We start from the raw sequence: 22,641 nt of genomic DNA, 5'->3' as shown, positions 1-22,641 counted from the left end.
TTAACTGAAAGAAATTTACCCAAGTCGGCAGCACTAACAGCGTTAAACTTGAGCGGGTCGCACGTTTAATCTCAAACGTTGCTGTTGTTACAATTAAGAATGCACGGCAAATCTATCAGCTCCTTCATCGAAATCTCATAAAACTCTCACAACTTTTTATCGAGTTCCTATCAAACGCCTTTACTACTTGCGCCTAGATGATGAGTATCTGACAATAACGCCACCTGTAGCGTATATCTGAAAATGTATGGTCAATCCGAAACTCATTGCTCTGTTACCTGATCTTGCTTCTTTTATTTTGGTCGTCAATGAAGGTAGCTTTACCGCGGCGGCAAAGCAGCTTGGGGTAACTCCTTCTGCACTAAGTAAACTGATCACCCGCCTAGAGAAAGCTTTGTCGGTTAAACTGTTCGAGAGAACAACTCGTAAGCTGGTCATAACCCAAGCCGGACAAAAAGTTTATGACCAAAGCATTGCCATGGTTAACGCTGCTCAACAAGCGATTGAACTTTCCGCAGAAGACCATGCTGAACCAACTGGTGCACTTACGGTTGCTGCGCCTGAAGCTTTTCTCAACTCAGTACTTCAACCGTTTGTCTTGCCATTTTTACAACGCTACCCAAATATCCAGCTCAAACTGCGTGCGGCCGACGGGGAAATTGACTTGTTTCGCCAAGGGATCGATGTGGCATTCAAACTGACCGACAAACCAGATGAAAACTTAGTATTGAAAGAGATAAGTAAAACCAACTTGGTTCTCTGCGCGTCCCCTCGTTACATCTCTACGCATGGAATGCCAAAGCACCCAACAGATCTCGAGACACACGACTGCATCTATTTAGCCGAAAACGATAAAGACAACATCTGGTCATTCTTCAAAGATGAGGCATTCCACTCGATTGCCGTAGCGGGGCGTTACGCAATCAACCACTCTCAAATGCGTTTAAACGGTGTGATGGCGGATCTTGGTATTGGAATCTTCCACGACTTCGTGGTCAAGGAAGCGCTTGAGCGAGGTGAAGTAATGGAAGTCCTGTCTGATTGGATGATCAAAAGTAACTACCACGGTGCGATTGCTATGCAATATCCGCAAACCAAGTATATGCCTGCTCGATTACGCGTATTCATTGACTTCGTCAACGAGCACTTAGTCGCGAAACAATAACTTAATAGCAAGAGCCAGCTAATTGCTGGCTCTTATTCGTTGATTAGTTAAATACCGCCTTCAGTCTCTCAACTCGATTAAACACTAGCCAATCCAAGGTTAACGCCACGACAATCGCTAAACCGCCTAAAGGAAAGGCTATGCTAATTGCTATCAAACTCACTAGCCCCGTTTTCCACACCCCAGGCTGCTCAAACTTAGGTGGAGCACCCAAAGATGCACGGCGACTTGGACGGCGAATCCACCACATCACGATACCTGAGACACAGATAAAAATGAAAGCCAAACAAAACAGCACATTCAACACTTTGTTTATCACACTGATGTCACCTTGATGAAGTGATACACCAGCTGCCATAAACTTGGCAAAGAGGCTGTAGTCTTGCCACGTTACATCGATCAATAAACGGCCTGAATATTGATCAAAATGAGAGGTTCTATCATCTCGGGGATCGGTAACATCACCGGCCATTGAATTAGCAGACACGGTATACACCCCGGTCTCAGAGCGAGGTAGATAGATCTTAAATCGAGTAAAACCTAATTGCTTCGCTTTTGCTGCGATTTCATCTATCGATATCGCACTATGGCTTCCCGTAAAGGAGTGCTCATCCATATTTGAATGGTCATGCTCTGCACCATCTTTCGATTCAGGGACAGGAGCGAGTTCGAGGTTCCAAGGCATTTCCTCAGACGCTCCATGGTTGAGATCTTTATGAAGCAATATTGACTCAGGTTTTTCACCCCAGGTGTAATAAGTGGGGAAAGTATTCCACCCCTGAACCATTTTAGCTCCCCAAATGCCCGCCCATGCTAGGCCAGAGATTAAAAAGAACAGGAGTACAATTGATAGAAGTCCGCCTAAGTTTGCATGTAAGTCACGTATCACAATGCGCGTGCCTTGTCCAAGGCGTACCTTCAGAAAACCCGCTCGGCTAGCGTTATCTCTAGGCCACCACAAATACAACCCAGTAACCAAAAGCAGAATGCTCAGACTGGCGGCTACCTCAATCAAGCGGTCGCCAACTTTTCCGATAAGTAAGGTGCCATGAATACTGTTCATTAACTCATAGATACTTTCGCTTCGATCTATCGTTCCTTGAACCTCTGCGTTATATGGATTCACCGCGACTACCAGCGACTCACCTTCTTCGTTTCGTATTGAAAAACGATTAGCAATTTTCGGGTCATTAGTAGGAGAAAATTGAGTGACGCTATAGCCAGGGAAAGTCTTCTTAACGGCCTCTAATTGCGTCGATATGGACGTAGTCTGCTCGTGAGGTGTCACGCTAAGAATAGAATCGTAACGAGCAAGTTCAATCTCATCATCAAAAAGCATCACTACGCCTGTGATAGACAGCATGAGCATAAATGGGATCACGAATAATCCTGCGTAGAAATGCCAACGCCATGTCATAAAGTAGATGGATTTTGAACGTGACGCTTCCTTGGGTTGAGGCTTTGTTGAGTTTCTCAACATGTTTATTTTCCTTTTTGCATTATTTTTCCTCCAAACGCATAAAAGCCACCGCACTAAATAAAATGCGATGTGAGTTCAGGCATTTGGAGTAGTAGTTGCTACTGAACGAGCAACTTTTTGACTTTACTGTTAATTATTTATAGTTATGCAGAAAGGAGCATCGGAGGGGCCCGAGGTACGGGAGTTTCAAAACGTCCACTTAGAGCCAAATAAGTATAACGATCTGAAACCACCAAACTCTGTCTTGAAAGTATTGGTGTCGTTGGAATTTCGTCATGATGGAACGTCGAGAAGTGGCTGAAAGGACAAGGCTTACCTTTATGGGTAACGGAATTATCGCCTTCTTCTACCTGAACCAATTCAAAGCCGTTTAACGTACATAGTGTCGCCCATACGCCCATGCTGTTACCATGAGCATTGATAACAGGCATCAAAGTCACTAGCACCCAACTAAGGGCACTAGCAACTAACATTGAGCGATAAAATGGAATTAATCTACGCATAACGGTGGCTTAACAAATTTGCCACAGGGTAACCAATTCTGATGACTAACTCAAAATATGCGTTGATAACTGATTACGACTTCACAGCTTTTTCACTAAACCATTAAAAAAACCCGCTAATCAGCGGGTTTCTCGATAGTTAAAAGCACTTAAGCTCCATACAAATCAGCCAAATAGCTTACTCCAAATGCTTGGATTGCGTTTGTCATGATATTCTTCTCGCAGCGCATCAACATGCCTCAACTCTTGTTTAGCGGCTTCAAGATCTCCCTGCTCTAGCTTTGCGTCTACCGAATCTAGCGCTTGTGATAACTTAGTGAACCCTTCGAAATAGATATCAAACTTCTCCGGCGGGTAGTCACCGCGTTTTGACTGCTCGACTAAGTCAGACAAGTTATCGATAGCCGTTTGCATTCCAGAAACTTCTGTTGCTTCAGCAGCTTGCTTAAACTCCACTTTCATCTGCTTCATCGTCGCTTTTAAATCAAAATCGGTAGCAAATGCATTCACCGAAATGGCTAATGCTAGGACTGGTAATATCTTTCTCATATCATTGTTCTTATTAGGTATTAAAAGTTTGCACAGTGTACTGAAAAATGCACTCTAACGCGGGGGATAATTTGTATCGACTTATAAATGGTCAAAGTCAGTAATTGCCGAACGCCCTCTTAGCTCCAAGAAACTTAAGAACTGCTTTGCACTACGCGTAATGACCTGCTCTTCCGGTACTGCAACCTTATCAAGCAGCTCGGATACTAAATTAAGGTTGCCTATGTCTTGGCAAAAATGTGCGTCGCTGCCAGTGGTAAAATAAACACCGATCTCTTTTCCGCGAGCCACTATTTCATAGCAGCGTTCGACGCTGCCTACTCGGCTATTCCCTTTCAAGGTTGTGTTGTTAACTTCAATGGCGACATTGTGCTCTTTGGCACAACGCAGCACCTTATCAAAGTCAAAGTCGTAATTTGGATTGCCAAGATGCCCCAATGCGTCAACTCGACCACCTTCGATTACATTCAACAGAGCCTCCGTGTGATCCGCTTTTTCCGCAGGCCTAAATACCGCCTCATGAAAACTCGCGATTGCCCAATCTAGATGACGATCCGTCGTAGGATGGATATCTACCTCTCCCTTGATATTGAGAATGTTAGATTCAACGCCTCGTATAATCCCAACCTCTTCAATGAATCGGGGCAATACACGTTGATTAGTAAAGAACCAGTAATGTGGAGCACCAGGCATGGATTCCGCATGGTCCGTCGTGCAAAGTAAAGTTAAACCTTTCTCTTTCGCAGCACGCGCATTCTCAACCAAAGTGCTGTAGGCGTGACCACTCGCATATGTATGAGTATGGGTATCAATCAGTAGTTTCATCGTTGTAAACACTCAGCATCGGGGATAAGCAATGTTAACAATGTTTTATTTCATTTTCCGCATTAAAAACCGAGCGCCGAGTTATACCACTGAATTTATGCAGTTCTACAACTTTCGACTAATACTTATTAAGTCAATAATAAAAGGTGAAGCATGAGAAAACGCAAATACTCACTCAGTATTCACATCACTAGCTTGTTTTTGATCTTAACCACTTTGGTGGGATCGGTACTCATTGCCATTAGCTATCGCCATGCTCAAGAGCTACTGTCAGGCAGTGCTAAAGAGCTGAGTGAAGAGAACAGCCGCCAACTTGAGTCTACATTTCAACTCAAAACCGGACCCATTCTAACAACTCTTGATTTTATGGCGTTGAGTCGAGTTGTCGAGCGAAACTCTAAGCCAGAGAAAGAAGTCAGATTTCTCACATCCCTGAACTTGATTTTCCAACGCAATTCAGGGCTTGTCGCCCTCTATTATGCAAACGAGCAAGGCCAATTTACCCTGTTTCGTGCCTTACGTTCTAACAGCGATAGAGAAAGATTTAATGCTCCCGCTAAAGCCGTCCTTATGGTTAACCAAACGTTCGTCAATGGTACAAATTTATTTCACTTTCTCGATGGCAACTATAAAGTACTGAAATCTAGAAAGAGCAACGACAACGAGTTTGACCCGCGTGTTCGACCATGGTTTTTGAACGCCGATAAAGATGGTGAAATTCGCCTAACTGAACCTTATTTCTTTTATTTTCTCCAAACTACCGGGGTAACCTTTTCACGTCGTAGCCCCGATGGAAAATCAGTCGTTGGTGCTGACTTTACCTTGAACTCACTCTCTGAACAAATTAGCCAACTGGGCTATTCCGACACCAGCAAGTTGATTCTGTTCGACAACCAATTCAATGTATTGGCACAACATCATAGCGATGTCGAGTTGGGCGGTGACCATCTAGAAAACCGAGAAAAGCTTGAGGAAAGCGTCTTTGCTAAAGTACTCGACCGCATATCCAGTCAAATATTGTACGAAAAAGGCTCAGTCAATGGTGTAGATTGGTCAATTACTCTGACACCTGTCAGTCTCAATCAGCATACCCGCATACTTCTGGCTGAAGCGACACCTCAAGACGACCTTCTCACCAACTTGCTTTCAATGAGAGATAAACAAGTCAAAGTCGCTTTTTCTCTTATGGCAATGAGTTTTCTCGTCGTCTGGATTGTTGCAAAGCGATTGGCGAACCCGTTGCAAAGTCTGATGTATCAAACCGACAGCATTGCCCGGTTCGACTTTAAGAAAACACGCTATTCGAAAAGCGTGATCAAAGAAGTCGCTAACCTTACGACCTCGATCGAACTAATGGAACACACATTGCACGATTTACTTCGCCTGCTACGGGAGACCGCAAGTAACCAAGACTTCTCAGTTTTAGCAAAAACCATCACCCACCAGAGCTATTTGGTCACAAGAGCCGAGACCATTGTTCTGTACAGCAAGGAGTCAAATGATAGTCCATATGAAATCTCAGCGAATCACGCAATAATCCCATTCAAAATTGACATCAACGAGTTTCTTCAATCGACAGCTTGGATTCAAAAAGATCTGTCAAAAGGCGAAGTTCTTCACTTTAACCGCGATGACAACACCGTCGCCAATTATCGAGAATCCCTTTATAACTCAGATTTCTACTTATTCCCCCTAATTAACCGGAGTAACGAATTGGTCGGTATTTTGCTGCTAGGGTATGAACGAGCTATTACCCAAGAGCAAAGCGATAAACACGCCTTCCTGAGAGAGTTACTCAGCTTCGCAGAATTGGCCAAGGAAAACATCGACAAGATCCGCCAACAAAAAGAGATGCTTAATGCATTTGTAGAGTTGATTGCATCAGCCATCGATACTAAATCCCCCTACACAGGTAGCCACTGTCAACGTGTACCTAAGCTATCCAAAATGCTGACGAAAGTCGCTTCAGAGGATAAACAGTTTTTCGCCCACTTCACTATGGACGACAGTGAATGGGAAGCGCTGCATTTGGCATCTTGGCTTCATGACTGCGGCAAAGTGACCACGCCAGAATATGTGATTGATAAAGCGACCAAGTTAGAAACCATCTATGACCGCATCCATGAAGTTCGAATGCGTTTTGAGCTACTTAAAGCTCAAGCTGAAATAGACTACTGGCAAGCAAAAGCGAATGATGAGAGCAACGAAGAAGACCGACTTGCAACTCTCACAACCAGACATCGCCAATATGATGAAGATTTTGCCTTCGTTGCTCAATGTAACATTGGCGGTGAAAGCATGGACGAAAAGTCAATCGAGCGCTTGAAACAAATCAGCCAATACAAATGGAAGCGAACACTGGATGACCAACTTGGCGTCTCATGGATCGAAAAAGAGCGCGCTGGCGAGCCAGCCACACTGCCAGTCATGGAGTCTCTCTTATTCGACAAACCTATGCACCATGTTCCTTGGCCAAATGATGTGAACCCGAAAGACATATGGCAAGAAGAGTTTGTTCTGCAACCTGGTGAGCTCAAATATAATCGCGGAGAGTTGTATAACTTGTCGATCAAAAGGGGCACTCTCAATGATGAGGAACGATTTATTATTAATGACCACATTATTCAGACCATTACCATGCTTAATCGCTTGCCGTATCCTGATCACCTAAAACATGTACCCGAAATGGCTTGTGGTCACCACGAGCGAATAGATGGCAAAGGCTACCCGAAAGGGTTGGCTGAAGATCAACTATCAGTACCGGCACGAGTGATGGCGATAGCTGATGTGTTCGAAGCTTTGACCTCAAGTGATAGGCCGTACAAAAAAGCCAAAACTCTCACTGAATCAATCGAAATCATGACCGATATGGCGATAACCGGACATATTGACCCTAAACTCTACATCCTGTTTTTGGAGCAATCGCTTGACAAAAAGTATGCAGAATTATTCCTGCACCAAGATCAGATCACCGACTTCGATCGCCCTACCCATATAAACAAAGTTAAAAACCATTTAAAGACTCAGTTTTGAGTCTTTAGATACACACTAAGATAGAATAATAACTCTATTTTTATACAAAATAGCAACAATTGATTTCATCAATAAAATCAATCCTCTATAGAAAAACCAGTCATTATTTAATCGATTGCCTTCCCAAAGGTTGATGTATATCAAATAGTCGTGGACAATACGCTGCCGAATCGAGTGTGAACTCGCTTTGCATAAGCAACACTTTGCTCAACATAACTCGAGCTTGTGCACTGTAGGTTTTACCTATCAAAGTAATAGGTAAGACCAATTATAAAAAATTAGGTACCACTGTTAGGTTTGGCTGCATGTAAGCGGCCCTCAATGGTCACAGAATAACTACCTCGTTTTTAAGGGAAAGATGATGGTAATACCAGAAAACAGCAGCATCGTTATTTTTGGTGCTTCGGGTGATTTGACTTATCGAAAGTTGACCCCAGCGTTATACCACCTTTACGCGAGTAAGCAGCTTCCAGAAAATTTCGCGATTCTCGGCGTAAGTCGAACAGAATACAGCGATGACTCTTACCGTGAAAAACTGAAGAACTCACTTCAGGAAATGGAAAAAACTGAGCCTGCTACGCTTGACGCATTCATTAATCATTTGCACTACCAAGCGATTAATACCTCCGATACCGCAGACTACAGCAAACTGGTTACCCGTCTTGACCAATTGTCAAACCAATATGGTTTCGAACAGCGTAATACCCTTTTCTATCTCGCTACGCCTCCAAGCTTATACAGTGTGATTCCTGCAAGTTTGGCCGCTCACGGATTGAACGGCGAAGATGACGGCTGGAAACGCCTAATTATTGAAAAGCCATTTGGCTATGATCTTGAGTCAGCTCAGAAGCTTGATAAAGAGATCCACGAGCATTTCCAAGAACACCAAATCTACCGCATCGACCACTACCTAGGTAAAGAGACCGTGCAAAACCTGCTGGTTTTCCGCTTCTCTAATGCCATGTTTGAGCCCCTGTGGAACCGTAATTTCATCGATTACGTTGAAATCACAGGCGCAGAATTCTTGGGTGTTGAAGAGCGCGGTGGCTATTACGATGGCTCTGGTGCAGTACGCGATATGTTCCAAAACCACTTGCTACAAGTTCTAGCAATGGTTGGTATGGAACCACCTGCGCAGATTAACGCAGACTCAATGCGTGACGAAGTGGTAAAAGTACTTCAATGTCTTAAGCCGCTTGAGGAAAACGATCTCCGTAATGACCTAGTATTGGGTCAATACACCGCCTCTGATGTGCGTGGCCAACACCTGCTTGGTTACCGTGAGGAAAACGGCGTAGCAGATGACTCTCGTACTGAGACTTACATCGGCTTGAAAGCACACATCAACAACTGGCGCTGGAATGGCGTACCTTTCTATGTGCGCACAGGAAAACGCTTGCCAACACGTGTAACTGAAGTGGTTATTCACTTCAAACAGACACCGCATCCAGTGTTTGGCCAAAATGCCCCTGAGAACAAGTTGATCATCCGTATTCAACCTGACGAAGGGATTCAAATGAGCTTTGGCCTGAAAGAGCCTGGTGCTGGCTTTAAAGCAAAAGAAGTGAAGATGAACTTCCACTATGCAGACCTGCAAGAGACTCAGATGCTTACCGCTTACGAGCGTCTGCTTCTTGATGCCCTTAACGGTGATGCTACTTTGTTCGCGCGTAGTGATGCGGTTGAAGCATGTTGGAAATACGTGCAACCTATTCTAGATTTCAAACAAGATCCACAAGCACTATTTGGTTACGCTTGCGGTACATGGGGACCAAAAGAAGCGGATGACTTGCTTCAACGTGATGGCCGCGCTTGGCGTTTCCCATGTAAAAACTTAACAGACACGGACTACTGTGAATTATGATCAATCATAAGATTTTCCAAACAGCCGATCAGGTTGTCGAAAGCCTAGCGAACGACATGAAAGCGTTTAGCGAACTAGATCGCCCTGTTCATATCTCACTCTCAGGTGGAAGCACGCCTAAAATGCTATTTAAGCTTCTTGCCTCAGAGGCTTACGCGACGTCAATTCAGTGGAAGAACCTACATTTTTGGTGGGGAGATGAACGTTGTGTGGCCCCAGATGATGCGGAAAGCAATTATGGTGAAGCCAACGCGCTACTTTTCAGCCTAGTGAATATCCCTGTTGAAAATATCCACCGTATCCGTGGAGAGGACGAACCAAAAGTAGAAGCGGCACGTTTCGCGAAAGAAATGTCAGACGTTATCCCTACTGAAAATGGCACGCCTGTATTCGACTGGATCCTTTTGGGCGTTGGTGCAGATGGCCACACTGCTTCTCTGTTCCCAGGTCAAACAGACTATCAAGATGAGAACCTATCTGTATTAGCGACTCATCCTGAATCGGGCCAAATTCGCGTATCTAAAACCGCTAAAGTTTTAGAAGCCGCAAAACGAATCAGCTACCTTGTACTAGGTGCAGGTAAAGTTGAAATCGTAAACGAAATTCATACCACTCCAGCAAATGACCTGCCTTACCCGGCAGCAAAAATCCAGTCCAAAGCTGGTGAAACGGAGTGGTACTTAGATTCTGACGCAGCAGCAAAAATCGCGTAGTGCGAGCGTCCTTTAGAAAGATTGGAGAGAAACAATGAAAGGTGATATCGGTGTAATTGGCCTAGCGGTTATGGGTCAAAACCTTATCCTAAACATGAACGACAACGGTTTTAAAGTTGTTGCTCACAACCGTACTGCTGCGAAAGTAGACGAGTTTCTAGAAGGCCCGGCGAAAGACACAAATATCGTTGGCGCATACTCTCTAGAAGAGCTAGTTGAGAAGCTAGAAACACCTCGTAAGGTAATGCTTATGGTACGTGCTGGTGACGTTGTTGACACCTTCATCGACAACCTAATCCCACTTCTAGACGAAGGCGACATCATCATTGACGGTGGTAACACTAACTACCCTGACACAAACCGTCGCGTAGCACACTGCCGTGAGAAAGGCATTCACTTCATCGGTACTGGTGTATCTGGTGGTGAAGAAGGTGCACGTTTTGGTCCTTCAATCATGCCTGGTGGCGCTCCAGAAGCTTGGGAAGCGGTTAAGCCTATCTTCCAAGGTATCTCAGCTAAAACTGACGCCGGCGAGCCATGTTGTGACTGGGTTGGTAACGACGGTGCAGGTCACTTCGTTAAGATGGTACACAACGGCATCGAATACGGTGACATGCAGCTAATCACTGAAGCTTATCAATTCATGAAAGATGGTCTGGGTATGTCTGCTGACGAGATGCAAGCAGTATTCGCAGATTGGAACAAGACTGAACTAGACAGCTACCTTGTTGAAATCACTGCTGACATCCTTGGTTACAAAGATGAAGACGGTGAGCCTCTAGTTGAGAAGATCCTAGACACAGCAGGCCAAAAAGGTACTGGTAAATGGACTGGTATCAACGCACTAGACCTAGGTATTCCTCTAACGCTTATCTCTGAGTCTGTATTCTCTCGTTGTCTATCTGCGCTTAAAGATCAACGTGTTGAAGCTGAGTCTCTATTCGGTAAGACAATCACTCCAGTTGAAGGCGACAAGCAAGAGTGGGTTGATGCACTACGTCAAGCTCTACTAGCTTCTAAGATCATCTCTTACGCTCAAGGCTTCATGCTAATGCGCGAAGCATCTAACGAGAACGGTTGGGACCTAAACTACGGTAACGTAGCACTAATGTGGCGTGGTGGTTGTATCATCCGTTCTGCATTCCTAGGCAACATCCGTGATGCGTACGAAGCGAACCCAGATATCGCATTCCTAGGTTCTGATGAGTACTTCAAAAACATCCTACAAGGCAGCCTAGCAGCATGGCGTAAAGTAGCAGCGAAATCTCTAGAGTCTGGTATCCCAATGCCATGTACGATTTCTGCGCTATCTTTCCTAGACGGTTACACAACTGCTCGTCTACCAGCTAACCTGCTTCAAGCTCAACGTGACTACTTCGGTGCTCACACTTACGAGCGTACTGATCGTCCACGTGGTGAGTTCTTCCACACTAACTGGACTGGTACAGGCGGCAACACTGCGTCTACTACATACGACGTGTAAGAAAATACTTAAAAAGGAGGAGTACGGTATTTATTAAACCCAGCGACTCCTACTATAATTAAGTTGCATATGGAGGATGTTAACTCAGTTAGCATCCTCTATTTTTTGAAACCTAAACAAGGAACGGCACAACTTCGTGTCGGCTATTGGTGGCTACTCTAACCTGGATGGTTAAACATTAATAATTTGAGGTTCTTAAGATGACTATTAATAAGTACTTTGTATTCGTTCCACAAGTAGAGGAACAAAACACTTCAAAGGACAATAAAGTGGTAACAGATAAGGAGACTCAACGTCAGGCTTTAGTAAAGCAAGCGCAGCAACAAGGCGGCTTGTGATCGGCTAGGTTTCAATTAGAAAGAGGAGCAGAAATGCTCCTCTTTTTTATTCGCTCAACAGCAGCAATCTCGTTAGTTTACGAAGAAAGTAGCCCAAGTGCTCTGAGTTTACGATAAACCGTATTGCGACTAACACCCAAGATCCGAGATACCTTGCTAACGTTGCCATTATTCGCTTGATAGGTCTCAATCAAAGTCGAGTTGAGCGTGGACTTCAAATCTAAAGTGGTACTCGCCGCCTTCATCGGCATTTGCTCTTGTAACAATGCACATAAGTGCGCGGGTATATGTTCAACTCTAAGCTCAGCTTCATCATTAGCGATAAGTGATGTGACCTTAAGTAAGTTATCTAACTCTCTAAAGTTGCCCGGCCAATGATAGTCGATTAGCAATTGCATCAAGCTGCTTGAAATCGTTTGAGGTACTTCTTTATATTTCGCATGAATGGCTTCAATTACGGCCGCTTTATCTTGACGAAGATTGAGTGAAGGCAATTTCACCATCAATCCATTGAGTCGATAGTATAAGTCCTCACGAAACCGCCCTTCTGAAACGAGTTTAGGTAGATCTTGATGCGTCGCAGCAATCACCTGAATATCGACTTGATAGGATTGCGTGGAGCCAACCGGCATAACGATCTTATCTTGCAACACGGAGAGTAAGCGGCATTGGGCATCTAGGGGCATTTCCCCTATCTCGTCAAGAAAAAGAATGCCTTTATCCGCTTGCCTAATTCTCCCCAAATAGCCCTGTTTGTTAGCGCCTGTGAACGCGCCGCCTGCGTACCCGAACAATTCTGACTCAATTAACTCTTTCGGTAATGCGCCGCAGTTGACCGTAACTAAAGGCTGGTTCCGTCTATCGCTTTGTTGATGTAGCGCCTTAACGAATTCTCCTTTCCCAACCCCAGTTTCGCCAAGGATCAATAAGCTAATGTCCTTCCCCATCACTCTAATGGCCTGCTGCCACGCTTGCTCAACGTTGTGGTCGCCATAGTGAAGCTCGGAAGAGGGATGTAAAGTCGATTTCCTACGCTTCTTCACGTTGAGGGAACGCTTTTCAAACACCAGTTCAGTTCTGTATTCCGGCTGTTTGAACAGGCTATCAAAGGATTCTCCAAGCAACGGAAAATCAGATATTAGCTGACTTGCGACTTGGTTGTGCGCCACAATCTGGCCTAACTCGTCAGCGATAACGATGCCTTGCCAGCCGCTATTGAGCACTGACTCACTCTGAGCCAAGTTAATTTGCATGACTCCACCTGGTGCACAGGTCAACAGTTGGTTTTCAACTAACTGAACCATGTTTTGAACCAACAGCTGAGTTGTTACATCATGCTTACTTTGCTCACTAGTAACATCAAGAATACCGACCAACTCGCCCTGATGGTCAAACAAAGGGCTCGCTGAACAACTAATGAAACGATGCTGTTTGATAAAGTGTTGCTCACCAATAATGGATACGGCTTTCTTCTCAAACAAAGCCGTACCTATCGCGTTAGTGCCTTTTAAACGCTCTTGCCAGCATGCACCAGATTCTAAAGCGATCGACATCAAACGCTCGCGGAACCGCTCTTGACCCCAGCTTGCCAAGATCACGCCTTCAGCATCTGTTAAAATGAGACGGCTATCTGTCCTCGCAAGAACCTGATTAAAAAGAGGCAATGCACATTGTTCCACCGCCTCAATCACGGCGTTTGATTTATGTAGACGCTCTTTGAGGAGAGCCCCCGAAACATGGATATCTTCTGGTTTCTTGATTTGTTTTAAGCCAGCGTTCAAGCTCCTCTCCCAAGAAGAAGCAAGCCAAGACTCTAACTGAAGCGTTTGTAATTCCATAGCTGTTCCATTTGTGAACAATTCAGGTGTTCCATTTTGGAACAGGTGAACAACTTGTTAACACCCGTTCTACGAATTTGTGTTTTAAACAACACTCTCTAAGTCTTGCTAACTCTAGCTCGGCAAACTTTTTACAACAAGTTTTTAACATCTGGTCTGTGATTTGCGTTATCGGTAGTGAAACAAAAAATTGAGTAACAACGAGTACTCAACAAATTAAACGAGAAACGTATAAGGATATTCTATGATTTACGCGCAACCAGGCAGCCCGGACTCTGTAGTCAGCTTCAAATCTCATTACGATAACTTTATTGGCGGGGAATGGGTAAAACCTACCAGTGGCGAATACTTCGACAATACGTCGCCAATAAATGGTCAACCTTATTGTAAAGTTGCTCGATCGACGGCGGCTGATATTGATCTAGCGCTAGATGCAGCTCATAACGTTCGAGCGCAATGGGCACAAACCAGCGTAACTGAGCGCGCAAATATACTATTAAAGATTGCCGATCGCATTGAGGCACACATCGAAGAGCTCGCGGTTGCCGAAACATGGGAAAATGGAAAACCAGTCCGCGAAACGTTGGCAGCCGATCTCCCCTTGGTTGTCGATCATTTCCGCTACTTTGCAGGATGTATTCGTGCCCAAGAAGGAAGTGCTGCAGAGCTGGATGTCAATACTGCGAGCTACCACTTCCCTGAGCCGATTGGTGTAGTGGGACAAATCATCCCGTGGAACTTCCCAATGCTCATGGCCGCTTGGAAATTAGCGCCGGCACTAGCGGCTGGTTGTTGTGTAGTTCTCAAACCTGCAGAGCAAACCCCGACGTCAATTTTGTTACTCATGGAAAAAATTGGAGACTTGATCCCAGCTGGTGTTGTCAACGTGGTAAACGGGTTTGGTAGTGAGGCGGGACAAGCATTGGCCACAAGCAATCGAATCGCTAAACTTGCTTTTACAGGCTCAACAGAAGTCGGCAACCACATTCTAAAATGCGCTGCAGAGAATCTCATTCCTTCAACCGTCGAGCTTGGCGGTAAATCACCAAATATCTACTTCCCTGATGTATTTGATCACGAAGACGAGTACCTAGACAAGTGTATTGAGGGAACTCTGCTCGCCTTCTTTAACCAAGGTGAAGTGTGTACTTGTCCATCTCGCGTGCTCGTTCACGAATCAATCTACGACCAATTCGTCGCTAAAGTCGCAGAACGCGCTCAGTCGATCCAACAGGGCAACCCTCTCGATACTAGCACTCAAGTAGGGGCGCAAGCGTCTCAAGAGCAGTTTGACAAAATATTGAGTTACTTGGAGATTGGACGCCAAGAGGGTGCGAAAGTGGTATTTGGCGGTGATGTAGCTAAACAAGAAGACGATCTAGAGTCTGGCTACTACATTCAACCAACACTGTTACAAGGGCACAATAAAATGCGTGTGTTCCAAGAAGAAATCTTTGGTCCTGTGATAGCCGTGACAACGTTCAAGGACGAAGCAGAAGCTCTCGCTATCGCCAATGATACGGAATATGGCCTCGGAGCGGGTGTTTGGACACGTGACCAAAACTTAGCTTACCGTATGGGACGCAACATCGAAGCGGGAAGAATTTGGATTAACTGTTACCACGCCTACCCTGCTCACGCTGCATTCGGCGGATATAAGAAATCGGGTATCGGCCGAGAAACACATAAGATGATGCTCGACCATTATCAGAACACCAAAAACCTGCTCATTAGCTATGATGTCAATCCACTGGGTTTCTTCTAACCACTAGATAGCAATCTAGAGTATTGTAAGAGAGCGTTGATTACGCTCTCTTTTACGTATGAGCGTCTTTGTTCTCCGTCTGCTTACGCTTGTCATAAAGATACAGAGCTGCACTCAGTACCAGTGCGATAATCGATACAGTTAACAGGGCGGGCATTTTCAACACCCAAGCAAAGGTAGCAGCTAAAAATGCAATAAAGGTGACCATGCGACTGTTTGACATTACTCGACCTAGCTTTCTGTCCATACATCCTCCACATAGAAAATGAAGATTTGTTAACCTACTGTTTCTCAAATCCATTATGCATAAGATGAACAAAAATTAGTCTAAAATAACCTCAAAAACTGTGTCTGTGTGACGAAGTGCAAAGGCCTAGAAGCGAAGTTAGGCATACGTAGACCAAAAGAAATAACAGGTCATGCCTATACTCGAAAGCGCAACAAAATTTTTCACATGGCGCTGTTCAATGTTTCTCGATACGCGTGCTGCTACATACCCTCCCACAAGCGTGCCAGACATAACAATCAACCCTCGGGTCCAATCTATCGCTCCATCCATTACGAATATCACTATTGCAATAATCGAAACACACGATGAGACAAGCAGTTTAACTCCGTTCATTTGGTTGATGTCTGAATAACCAGCCAAAACAAGGTAGCTTAGAATAACAACACCAAGACCTGCGTTGAAAAAACCACCATAAGCTGACACTAGAACCAAACAAATCGCTAAAGCTACCTTTGACCACAGAGGATCGATTGAAGCGTTAGCAGAGAGGTCAACAAAGAACTGATTTATGTGTTGTCCACATAAGAAAAGGATCGTAGCAAAGAGCAACAGCCAAGGTATTGACTCTAAAAATATTGCTTCGTTGATGGTGAGTAAGAAGTAAGCGCCGAGCCCGCCACCAAGCATGCTCCAAAAGACAATAGCACCCAGGTTGCTTGTCTTTGACAAAATATCTTGTTTAAAGCCATATGTACCACTGATGTAACCCGCACACACAGCAAAGGTATTTGTTGCGTTCGCCATTATGGAGGGGACGCCGACAAACAGCAAAGCAGGAAAGGTAAGAAAGCTTCCTCCTCCGGCAACACTATTGAGCACTCCCCCTAACACACCAGCGACAAAGAGTAGAATCCATTCCATAGTAATTGGTGTTCAAATTTTGATAGGTAGTTCAATGTAACGCAGAGAAATATCACCGTAAATGCTCGCCCGATTACAATGAGTTAACGCTCACTGAATATCTAACGCCACATCTTTCCAGTCTTGCAGTTCCTCTCGATAATGCCGAGCCTGCTTTGGAGTAGCCCGGTTCACTATTTGAACCAAATACTGGTTCGCAACTGACCGGTTATGTTCAATTTTCTTCTCCAGTTCAGACGAGTAATAACTGGTTGGCTCAAATAAAAGCGTATCAAAATGTGGTTTAAAGTAGCTCGGATTCAGTCGATTAAACAGAAGCGCATTAATCTCAATTCGCATTTGAGTTTGGTGATTCACCCAATCAGAGGAAGTAACGTGAAGCTCTTGCGCCCAAAGCTTAATTAACTGCTGCTGCTCTTTGGTCACGGAGCCAAACCACTTATCCACACTGTCAGAAATTCGTTCGGCGTACACTTCCCGAGTTTGATCGACATTTAGCTTCTGATATTTCTTCTTGTACTTGGTATGACGTATGCGAATGTTGTTCATTAACTCGTCGACTTGCTTATCAGACAATTTCTGAGCGAGTTCAAACAACTCTGGAGCGACTCTCGCGACGATTCGCTGAGTATGTTCTTGTAACTTAGCTTCTTGGCTTTTTAAGTCATCTAAGGTGAACGACGCCAAATCAAGAGCCATTAACTCATCCAGATGATTAATGTAGTGAGGAATCTCTTCACGTCGATGCCATTCACTAAGCTTAGCGATTTTCTGCCCAACCAACTCCTCTTGCTCGTCACTCAACTCAACATAATCTTCAACATACTCGATCAGCAGCCAATCCATGTTGTTATAGACAAACTTAGTGCTGCATCCGACCAATACGAGACAAACGAAAACCAGTGTCCACACTCTCATAACTTTTCCTTGTGATCTTCACTGCGTTTCAAACTCATAAAATAGCTCTGCGTCTCTTATATTTGGTAAAGCAAGTTCAATACCATTCTTTAGCTAGTCATATTAAGCCGTTCATTTGACTCTGGATCATTGACGAAAGTGAGTTAACGTCAATTCACCCGCATAAATATCAACCATGTTACCTCGCTCTGTTACGGCAATGTCTTTCCTCTAACGAAACATTGATAAACAGCTTCTTATGTCAGTAAGGCGTAACAAACTGGTAACGAACGTCAATAATACCTTTACCAAACTTGGGAAAAACCTTACACACCCTGACTGACCCCTTACGTAAGTGAAGATAGTATGGTTTCCAACGGTTAGCCAAGAGGAGAAACCAACATGAAAAAAATCATTCTTTTAGCATCACTGGTAATGAGCACATCTGTTTTCGCAGCAACAAATACAGTTCAATCTGATCGCACTTTCTCTACGGACAACTACGCGACAAAAGAGCAAGCGTATCAAGCAGGCTTCGATTTAATGAACGATTTCAAGCAAATGTCACAAAATGAGTTAGAGAACAAATTAGTGACTGGCTCAAATGATGCGATTTACAACAGCATTAAGCTCAATGACATGAATGTCGCCATCAAAGAGTTTGGCAATGCCAATGGTCAGATCGAATATAAAGCGGTCGTCGATGTCGATTTCCAATACAAACACCGAGATAACAATCACAGCTAAATCACCACACTCCCTGCCTTTGCCGCTGCTCACTAGTAGCGGCTTTTTTATACGCAAATATTGACTCCCAGTTAACACAATGGTTGCATAAGCCCTCTAAGGTAATATGTATACTCTTCCTTTACTTGATGTTTCATATTTACATTTCACGTTTAAACATCAAATTAGTTAGGTGATATCAATGAACAAATTGATGGCAACAGCTGCCCTTTCAATCGTCGCACTTGCTGGATGCGCCCAGCAGTCAGAGCCTCAAAAGCAAATTAGCCCTAAGAATCCAATGTGTTCAACAGAAGTTATGCCTGGTGGCTGGTCAAAATCGGATGTAACTCCAGATGTTGAACGCGCTGTAAACACCGTTATTACTCAGATGAACTCAGCATCAGGGCTGAAACAGATCAATGAAGTCCGCACCCAAATCGTAAGCGGAGTTAACTACGCAATAGAATTTACTCTCGACAATGGTGAAGTGTGGAACACCGTAGTTTATAAAAACTTACGTAATGACTACATGATAGAGCGAGTCGCAACACAAGGGCCTTTGTGTCCTTAACCTATTGAAAGATTGAGATAAACCCGAAGCTTTGGGTTTATCTCTAGTACCCTATGTTTGTAACAACCAAACGATGATCCGAGCCATTCGGATAAACGTCACTTTTTCTGGAGCAAATCCTTCGTCCTGCCTCAGTAGACTTTAGCCACAAGTGATCAATAGCAATCATAAACTGGGCTGGAGTTTTAAAACGATTCACCCAATTTGGCCAGCTCGCAACTGGAGCAGTCTGGAAGCTCGGAAACAAGCGAGCAAAACGTAAACTTGTCGCGGAAAGATTAAAATCCCCAACAATCAACACTTCATCTGAGGGATATTGAATAGTCAGAGCTTCAATCTCCTCTATAAGATGGTTACGGCGTTGCCATAACTGTGAGGTCCTTGGTGATGGAGGGTGCGCTGTGATCAACACAAATGATTGCTGCTTATTAGGCCGCCAGATACCACGGATTATCGCTTGATGATCGGAGGTGAAAAACACTGACATATTGCGAAGCTCAGTCCGGCTTAAAATCATCTGTCCTGACGGGTACCCTACTCCTTCCTGACCACCATATTGATAGGGATAGATGTCATCCAATGAGGTTAATCTTTCTCCAAACTCAGGTGAAACCTCTTGCAACACAATGAGGTCCAAAGAAGCATTGTGCAAATAGCTTAACGCTTGATTGATGTTTTTATTTTCATACAACAAGTTGAACTGGCCAATTGAAATGGGATTCGCGCAATCCTCGGTGAGTTTTTGTACGCTTACAGGACTAAGCAACCAAAAGGCGCAGGCAAAAACAAAGCTGACTAGGGTGTATGCCCATTGACGCATGGTCGCTAGAACTACGACCAAAATTATGTAAGTGGCAAAAAACAGGCTTGGGTAGGACACAAGATTTTCTACCCACCACTTACCCTCATAAAATGTTAGTGCGGCCCAAAACAAAGCTGGGGCCACCGCGACAATCCCGATAATCCAACGCAGTGTCGTCACCATAATGTGCAATAAAGTTAACTAAAGTATGAACGACAAATCAGATTTCGCGTTTTATCTCCCAACCTAATTGTCTTTTTTATCAAAGCCTCCTTTACATATTGGCATTCCCCTGTAACATTTTGTAATATCTTAGTATGCAATTTGCACAAGGAACAATTGTACTCACATGGCTCAAATCACCGACAAAAAGCTGCTTAATTTAATCACTTATGCTCCAGCAACAATTGTCGGTGCGTTTACTTTGTTATGGCTTGTTTTAGCTGTTACCGATGTTCTATTAAGCTCTCAAGAGAAGTTAGTTGCCTTCAAAGAACAATACCAGCAACGTGAAAACGAGATCCTCACCAGGCAAGTCGAATATGTTGCCCAGCAAGTAAAGTTTGCGCGCGAACAAACAGAGAAACAGCTTGAAGATACAATTCAGAAGCGGATCTATGAAGCGCACAATATTGCTACACGACTCTACGAAAGCAACAAGCACCTTCCCGAAGCTCAAGTCACCAAGATCATTACGGATGCCTTAAGAGATATCCGCTTCAATAATGGCCGCGGTTACTTTTTTATCTATAAAACTGAAGGTATGAATGTGATGCACCCTCTTCTACCTAGAGTAGAAGGGACATCTTTATGGGATTTCAAAGATGTACGAGGCAGTTACATCGTCAGAGAGATGGGAGAGCAGGTAAAACTAAATGGTGAAGCATTCTATCGCTGGTGGTTTGTTAAACCAGATAACAAAAACAAAGAGTTCGAAAAAATTGGCTTTGGTAAATACTTTGAACCTTACGATTGGTTTATTGGTACTGGTGATTATGTCGTCGATGTTGAAAACGATATAAAACAAACGGTACTAGCATGGATTAAAAATCTCCGCTTTGGCGATTTCGGCTATGTTTTCGTTTTGGACGCTGATGGGACGATTTTGTCACACATTGATGAAAGCCTCATTGGTCAAAGTTCACTTTCAATCGGCAGTAGTGACAACATCGCGGGTGCGGAACAGCTCCTTAGCGCTAACGACCAGTTTGTTGAGCATCAGGCCATTTATGCCCCACCTGGCGTGTCGGATTTCAGCAAAAATAGTTATGTTCTCAACGAGCCCCAATGGGGCTGGAGTATAGGTTCCGGAATATATGATGAGACCAGCCAGCGTTTTCTTGTCGAACGCCAGAAGCAAAGCGAAGAGAATCAAAGACATGCTGTGAGTCAAATGCTCACAATCGGTGTGATAACCACACTTATCGTCGCGCTATTTTCCTTAATGCTCAGCAAACTAATTGCCTCTCGATTCGAACGTTTCCAAGGCAAGATCAACAGTGATTTTAGTCAGCTACAAAAAACGAAAGATAAGCTTGAGCACATGGCTCTGCACGACGAGCTAACTGGATTACCTAATCGTACTCTGCTACACGACCATATTGTTGAAGGCATAGCCCGTTCACAAGAAGCATGCCAACAACTAGCGGTCATGTTCGTCGACCTCGATGACTTCAAAAAAGTAAACGACTTATACGGACACAGTGCCGGGGATCGTCTACTTAGTGAGATTGGCAAAAAATTCGAAGCCTTTCTCCAGCCTCACGAGTTCGTTGCTCGCTTTGGCGGAGACGAGTTCATCTTCTGTTTTCCTGCTCTAAACAACCTTGCTGAAACGGAACAAAAGGTCGAATTAATCAAGAATGTCTTCAAACAACAATTCGTTATCGATAATAAGGTACTGTACGCCAGTTGTTCGATTGGTGTGTCTATGTTCCCTACCGATGGCAACGAACCAGAAGATCTGATTTCTAAAGCAGATATCGTGCTATACAAATCCAAAGCGCGTCAGAAAGGCGATGTACTGTTTTTCGATAGTAAGATTAATCAGCAGGTTCAATATGACTTCCTGCTTGAACGAGAACTTCGTGGGGCAGTTGAACGAGGCGAACTATCTGTAGTGTATCAACCTCAATTTGAAGCGGAGACTGGCAAGCTCTACGGCGTGGAAAGCTTATTACGTTGGTACAACCCTCAACTAGGACACGTATCACCTTTGGAGTTTATTTCCCTCGCGGAAGAGATTGGCTTAATCAATGAACTCGGAGAGTTTGTCTTAGAGCGCTCGTGTGAAGAAATCGGCTCAATATTTCCCGACAGCACCGTGACTCTATCTGTCAATATCTCACCAGTGCAATTGATCAACGAGTCTTTCGTCACTCAGTTGCTGTCTGCCACTGCTAAATACAATTTGCCACCACAACGAATAACGCTCGAAATTACGGAAAACATCCTAATTAATGACTTACCCAAAGTAACGCCGATCATCACTCAACTGAAAGAATTCGGCTTTACTATCTCTTTAGATGACTTTGGGACGGGTTATTCCTCACTAAGCTACTTGAGTAACCTTCCGCTTAACGAACTGAAAATTGACCGTGTTTTCATCGATAAGATGCTTAACTCAGAGCAAAGTAACTCATTGGTTAAAGCCATCTTGGCGATCGCTAAATCTGCTGAAATGCGAGTTGTGGCCGAAGGTGTAGAGACTCAAGCTCAGAAAGACCTCCTCGTTGAATACGAATGTGATTTACTACAGGGCTACTTTCTCGAAAGACCAATATCTGCTGAGCAGCTAGAGTCAAAATACGCGAACGCCGATCAGTGAACAGATTAGTTATGAATAAATTGTAAAGTGCTGCTCATCTATTAATAAACATGTTACTATCTCTCGCTTTTTGACGCACCTCACATAATTAAACACGTTATATGAGGGT

At 44.1% G+C, this 22,641-nt stretch carries 19 protein-coding genes; 10 read left to right on the top strand and 9 right to left on the bottom strand.

What is annotated here, in order from left to right:
- The first annotated feature begins 247 nt into the window (after positions 1–247).
- The gene (locus AC4MRV_RS06265) at positions 248–1,165 is read left to right on the top strand and encodes a LysR family transcriptional regulator (protein ID WP_491186570.1); all 918 of its coding nucleotides are present in this window, start codon (positions 248–250) and stop codon (positions 1,163–1,165) included.
- Between the two features lie 43 nt (positions 1,166–1,208).
- Here AC4MRV_RS06265 and AC4MRV_RS06260 read toward each other — a convergent pair whose 3' ends face one another.
- The 4 genes from AC4MRV_RS06260 to AC4MRV_RS06245 form a co-directional block, all read right to left on the bottom strand.
- Positions 1,209–2,645, bottom strand: coding sequence for a PepSY-associated TM helix domain-containing protein (locus tag AC4MRV_RS06260; RefSeq protein ID WP_491186569.1), 1,437 nt, complete (start codon positions 2,643–2,645; stop codon positions 1,209–1,211).
- Between the two features lie 143 nt (positions 2,646–2,788).
- On the bottom strand, positions 2,789–3,148 hold the full coding sequence (locus tag AC4MRV_RS06255) for a hypothetical protein (protein ID WP_491186568.1): 360 nt from the start codon (positions 3,146–3,148) through the stop codon (positions 2,789–2,791).
- 165 nt (positions 3,149–3,313) lie between these two features.
- Complete coding sequence (locus AC4MRV_RS06250; RefSeq protein ID WP_491186567.1) at positions 3,314–3,697, bottom strand: cytochrome b562; 384 nt, start codon at positions 3,695–3,697, stop codon at positions 3,314–3,316.
- Positions 3,698–3,778: 81 nt separating this feature from the next.
- The gene (locus AC4MRV_RS06245; RefSeq protein ID WP_491186566.1) at positions 3,779–4,522 is read right to left on the bottom strand and encodes a phosphatase; all 744 of its coding nucleotides are present in this window, start codon (positions 4,520–4,522) and stop codon (positions 3,779–3,781) included.
- Between the two features lie 153 nt (positions 4,523–4,675).
- Here AC4MRV_RS06245 and AC4MRV_RS06240 point away from each other — a divergent pair, with 153 nt between their 5' ends.
- The 5 genes from AC4MRV_RS06240 to AC4MRV_RS06220 all read left to right on the top strand — a co-directional run bounded on the left by AC4MRV_RS06240 (position 4,676) and on the right by AC4MRV_RS06220 (position 11,953).
- The gene (locus AC4MRV_RS06240; RefSeq protein WP_491186565.1) at positions 4,676–7,555 is read left to right on the top strand and encodes an HD domain-containing phosphohydrolase; all 2,880 of its coding nucleotides are present in this window, start codon (positions 4,676–4,678) and stop codon (positions 7,553–7,555) included.
- Positions 7,556–7,916: 361 nt separating this feature from the next.
- Complete coding sequence (zwf, locus tag AC4MRV_RS06235; RefSeq protein ID WP_491186564.1) at positions 7,917–9,419, top strand: glucose-6-phosphate dehydrogenase; 1,503 nt, start codon at positions 7,917–7,919, stop codon at positions 9,417–9,419.
- Positions 9,416–10,132 (top strand): 6-phosphogluconolactonase, encoded by a 717-nt coding sequence (gene pgl / locus AC4MRV_RS06230; RefSeq protein WP_491186563.1) that lies wholly within the window; start codon positions 9,416–9,418, stop codon positions 10,130–10,132. The genes zwf and pgl overlap by 4 nt, the downstream gene beginning before the upstream one ends.
- Positions 10,133–10,166: 34 nt before the next feature.
- Entirely contained in the window at positions 10,167–11,615 is a 1,449-nt protein-coding gene (gene gnd / locus AC4MRV_RS06225) for a decarboxylating NADP(+)-dependent phosphogluconate dehydrogenase (RefSeq protein WP_491186562.1), read from the top strand.
- Positions 11,616–11,815: 200 nt separating this feature from the next.
- Positions 11,816–11,953 carry a hypothetical protein gene (locus AC4MRV_RS06220; protein WP_491186561.1) on the top strand — a complete coding sequence of 46 codons (138 nt, stop codon included), beginning with the start codon at positions 11,816–11,818 and terminating at the stop codon, positions 11,951–11,953.
- A 77-nt stretch (positions 11,954–12,030) separates the two neighbouring features.
- Here the strand turns inward: AC4MRV_RS06220 and AC4MRV_RS06215 are convergent, their stop codons facing one another.
- A complete protein-coding gene (locus tag AC4MRV_RS06215; RefSeq protein ID WP_491186560.1) occupies positions 12,031–13,791 on the bottom strand; it encodes a sigma-54-dependent Fis family transcriptional regulator in 1,761 nt (586 codons plus the stop codon).
- A gap of 244 nt (positions 13,792–14,035) precedes the next feature.
- On the opposite strand from AC4MRV_RS06215, the gene exaC reads away from it, so the two are divergent.
- Complete coding sequence (gene exaC / locus AC4MRV_RS06210; protein ID WP_491186559.1) at positions 14,036–15,556, top strand: acetaldehyde dehydrogenase ExaC; 1,521 nt, start codon at positions 14,036–14,038, stop codon at positions 15,554–15,556.
- 52 nt (positions 15,557–15,608) lie between these two features.
- Here exaC and AC4MRV_RS06205 read toward each other — a convergent pair whose 3' ends face one another.
- From AC4MRV_RS06205 to AC4MRV_RS06195, 3 genes are all read right to left on the bottom strand, one after another.
- Positions 15,609–15,803: a hypothetical protein gene (locus AC4MRV_RS06205; RefSeq protein ID WP_491186558.1), complete on the bottom strand. Its 195-nt coding sequence runs from the start codon at positions 15,801–15,803 to the stop codon at positions 15,609–15,611.
- 138 nt (positions 15,804–15,941) lie between these two features.
- The gene (locus tag AC4MRV_RS06200) at positions 15,942–16,706 is read right to left on the bottom strand and encodes a sulfite exporter TauE/SafE family protein (RefSeq protein WP_491186557.1); all 765 of its coding nucleotides are present in this window, start codon (positions 16,704–16,706) and stop codon (positions 15,942–15,944) included.
- Positions 16,707–16,796: 90 nt separating this feature from the next.
- Positions 16,797–17,624: a DUF6279 family lipoprotein gene (locus AC4MRV_RS06195; protein WP_491186556.1), complete on the bottom strand. Its 828-nt coding sequence runs from the start codon at positions 17,622–17,624 to the stop codon at positions 16,797–16,799.
- A 381-nt stretch (positions 17,625–18,005) separates the two neighbouring features.
- Between AC4MRV_RS06195 and AC4MRV_RS06190 the strand changes: the two genes are divergently transcribed.
- A complete protein-coding gene (locus AC4MRV_RS06190; RefSeq protein ID WP_491186555.1) occupies positions 18,006–18,350 on the top strand; it encodes a DUF3316 domain-containing protein in 345 nt (114 codons plus the stop codon).
- Between the two features lie 181 nt (positions 18,351–18,531).
- Entirely contained in the window at positions 18,532–18,903 is a 372-nt protein-coding gene (locus AC4MRV_RS06185; protein ID WP_491186554.1) for a cystatin domain-containing protein, read from the top strand.
- Between the two features lie 43 nt (positions 18,904–18,946).
- On the opposite strand, the gene AC4MRV_RS06180 is transcribed toward AC4MRV_RS06185, so the two are convergent.
- Entirely contained in the window at positions 18,947–19,888 is a 942-nt protein-coding gene (locus tag AC4MRV_RS06180) for an endonuclease/exonuclease/phosphatase family protein (protein WP_491186553.1), read from the bottom strand.
- Between the two features lie 166 nt (positions 19,889–20,054).
- On the opposite strand from AC4MRV_RS06180, the gene AC4MRV_RS06175 reads away from it, so the two are divergent.
- Entirely contained in the window at positions 20,055–22,532 is a 2,478-nt protein-coding gene (locus tag AC4MRV_RS06175) for a bifunctional diguanylate cyclase/phosphodiesterase (RefSeq protein WP_491186552.1), read from the top strand.
- Positions 22,533–22,641 lie beyond the last annotated feature (109 nt).

Source organism: Vibrio sp. (assembly GCF_984391705.1).
The sequence above is the reverse complement of the archived record's forward strand: the minus strand, read 5'-3'. Positions and strand labels throughout refer to the sequence as shown.

Bases quoted from the DNA above. Each gene is read 5' to 3' on its own strand.
- zwf (WP_491186564.1), top strand. From the start codon at position 7,917: ATGGTAATACCAGAAAACAGCAGCATCGTTATTTTTGGTGCTTCGGGT.
- AC4MRV_RS06255 (WP_491186568.1), bottom strand. From the start codon at position 3,148: ATGCGTAGATTAATTCCATTTTATCGCTCAATGTTAGTTGCTAGTGCC.
- exaC (WP_491186559.1), top strand. From the start codon at position 14,036: ATGATTTACGCGCAACCAGGCAGCCCGGACTCTGTAGTCAGCTTCAAA.
- gnd (WP_491186562.1), top strand. From the start codon at position 10,167: ATGAAAGGTGATATCGGTGTAATTGGCCTAGCGGTTATGGGTCAAAAC.
- AC4MRV_RS06245 (WP_491186566.1), bottom strand. From the start codon at position 4,522: ATGAAACTACTGATTGATACCCATACTCATACATATGCGAGTGGTCAC.
- AC4MRV_RS06240 (WP_491186565.1), top strand. From the start codon at position 4,676: ATGAGAAAACGCAAATACTCACTCAGTATTCACATCACTAGCTTGTTT.
- AC4MRV_RS06260 (WP_491186569.1), bottom strand. From the start codon at position 2,645: ATGTTGAGAAACTCAACAAAGCCTCAACCCAAGGAAGCGTCACGTTCA.
- AC4MRV_RS06250 (WP_491186567.1), bottom strand. From the start codon at position 3,697: ATGAGAAAGATATTACCAGTCCTAGCATTAGCCATTTCGGTGAATGCA.
- AC4MRV_RS06220 (WP_491186561.1), top strand. From the start codon at position 11,816: ATGACTATTAATAAGTACTTTGTATTCGTTCCACAAGTAGAGGAACAA.
- AC4MRV_RS06175 (WP_491186552.1), top strand. From the start codon at position 20,055: ATGGCTCAAATCACCGACAAAAAGCTGCTTAATTTAATCACTTATGCT.
- AC4MRV_RS06185 (WP_491186554.1), top strand. From the start codon at position 18,532: ATGAACAAATTGATGGCAACAGCTGCCCTTTCAATCGTCGCACTTGCT.
- pgl (WP_491186563.1), top strand. From the start codon at position 9,416: ATGATCAATCATAAGATTTTCCAAACAGCCGATCAGGTTGTCGAAAGC.
- AC4MRV_RS06265 (WP_491186570.1), top strand. From the start codon at position 248: ATGGTCAATCCGAAACTCATTGCTCTGTTACCTGATCTTGCTTCTTTT.
- AC4MRV_RS06180 (WP_491186553.1), bottom strand. From the start codon at position 19,888: ATGGTGACGACACTGCGTTGGATTATCGGGATTGTCGCGGTGGCCCCA.
- AC4MRV_RS06195 (WP_491186556.1), bottom strand. From the start codon at position 17,624: ATGAGAGTGTGGACACTGGTTTTCGTTTGTCTCGTATTGGTCGGATGC.
- AC4MRV_RS06200 (WP_491186557.1), bottom strand. From the start codon at position 16,706: ATGGAATGGATTCTACTCTTTGTCGCTGGTGTGTTAGGGGGAGTGCTC.
- AC4MRV_RS06190 (WP_491186555.1), top strand. From the start codon at position 18,006: ATGAAAAAAATCATTCTTTTAGCATCACTGGTAATGAGCACATCTGTT.
- AC4MRV_RS06205 (WP_491186558.1), bottom strand. From the start codon at position 15,803: ATGGACAGAAAGCTAGGTCGAGTAATGTCAAACAGTCGCATGGTCACC.
- AC4MRV_RS06215 (WP_491186560.1), bottom strand. From the start codon at position 13,791: ATGGAATTACAAACGCTTCAGTTAGAGTCTTGGCTTGCTTCTTCTTGG.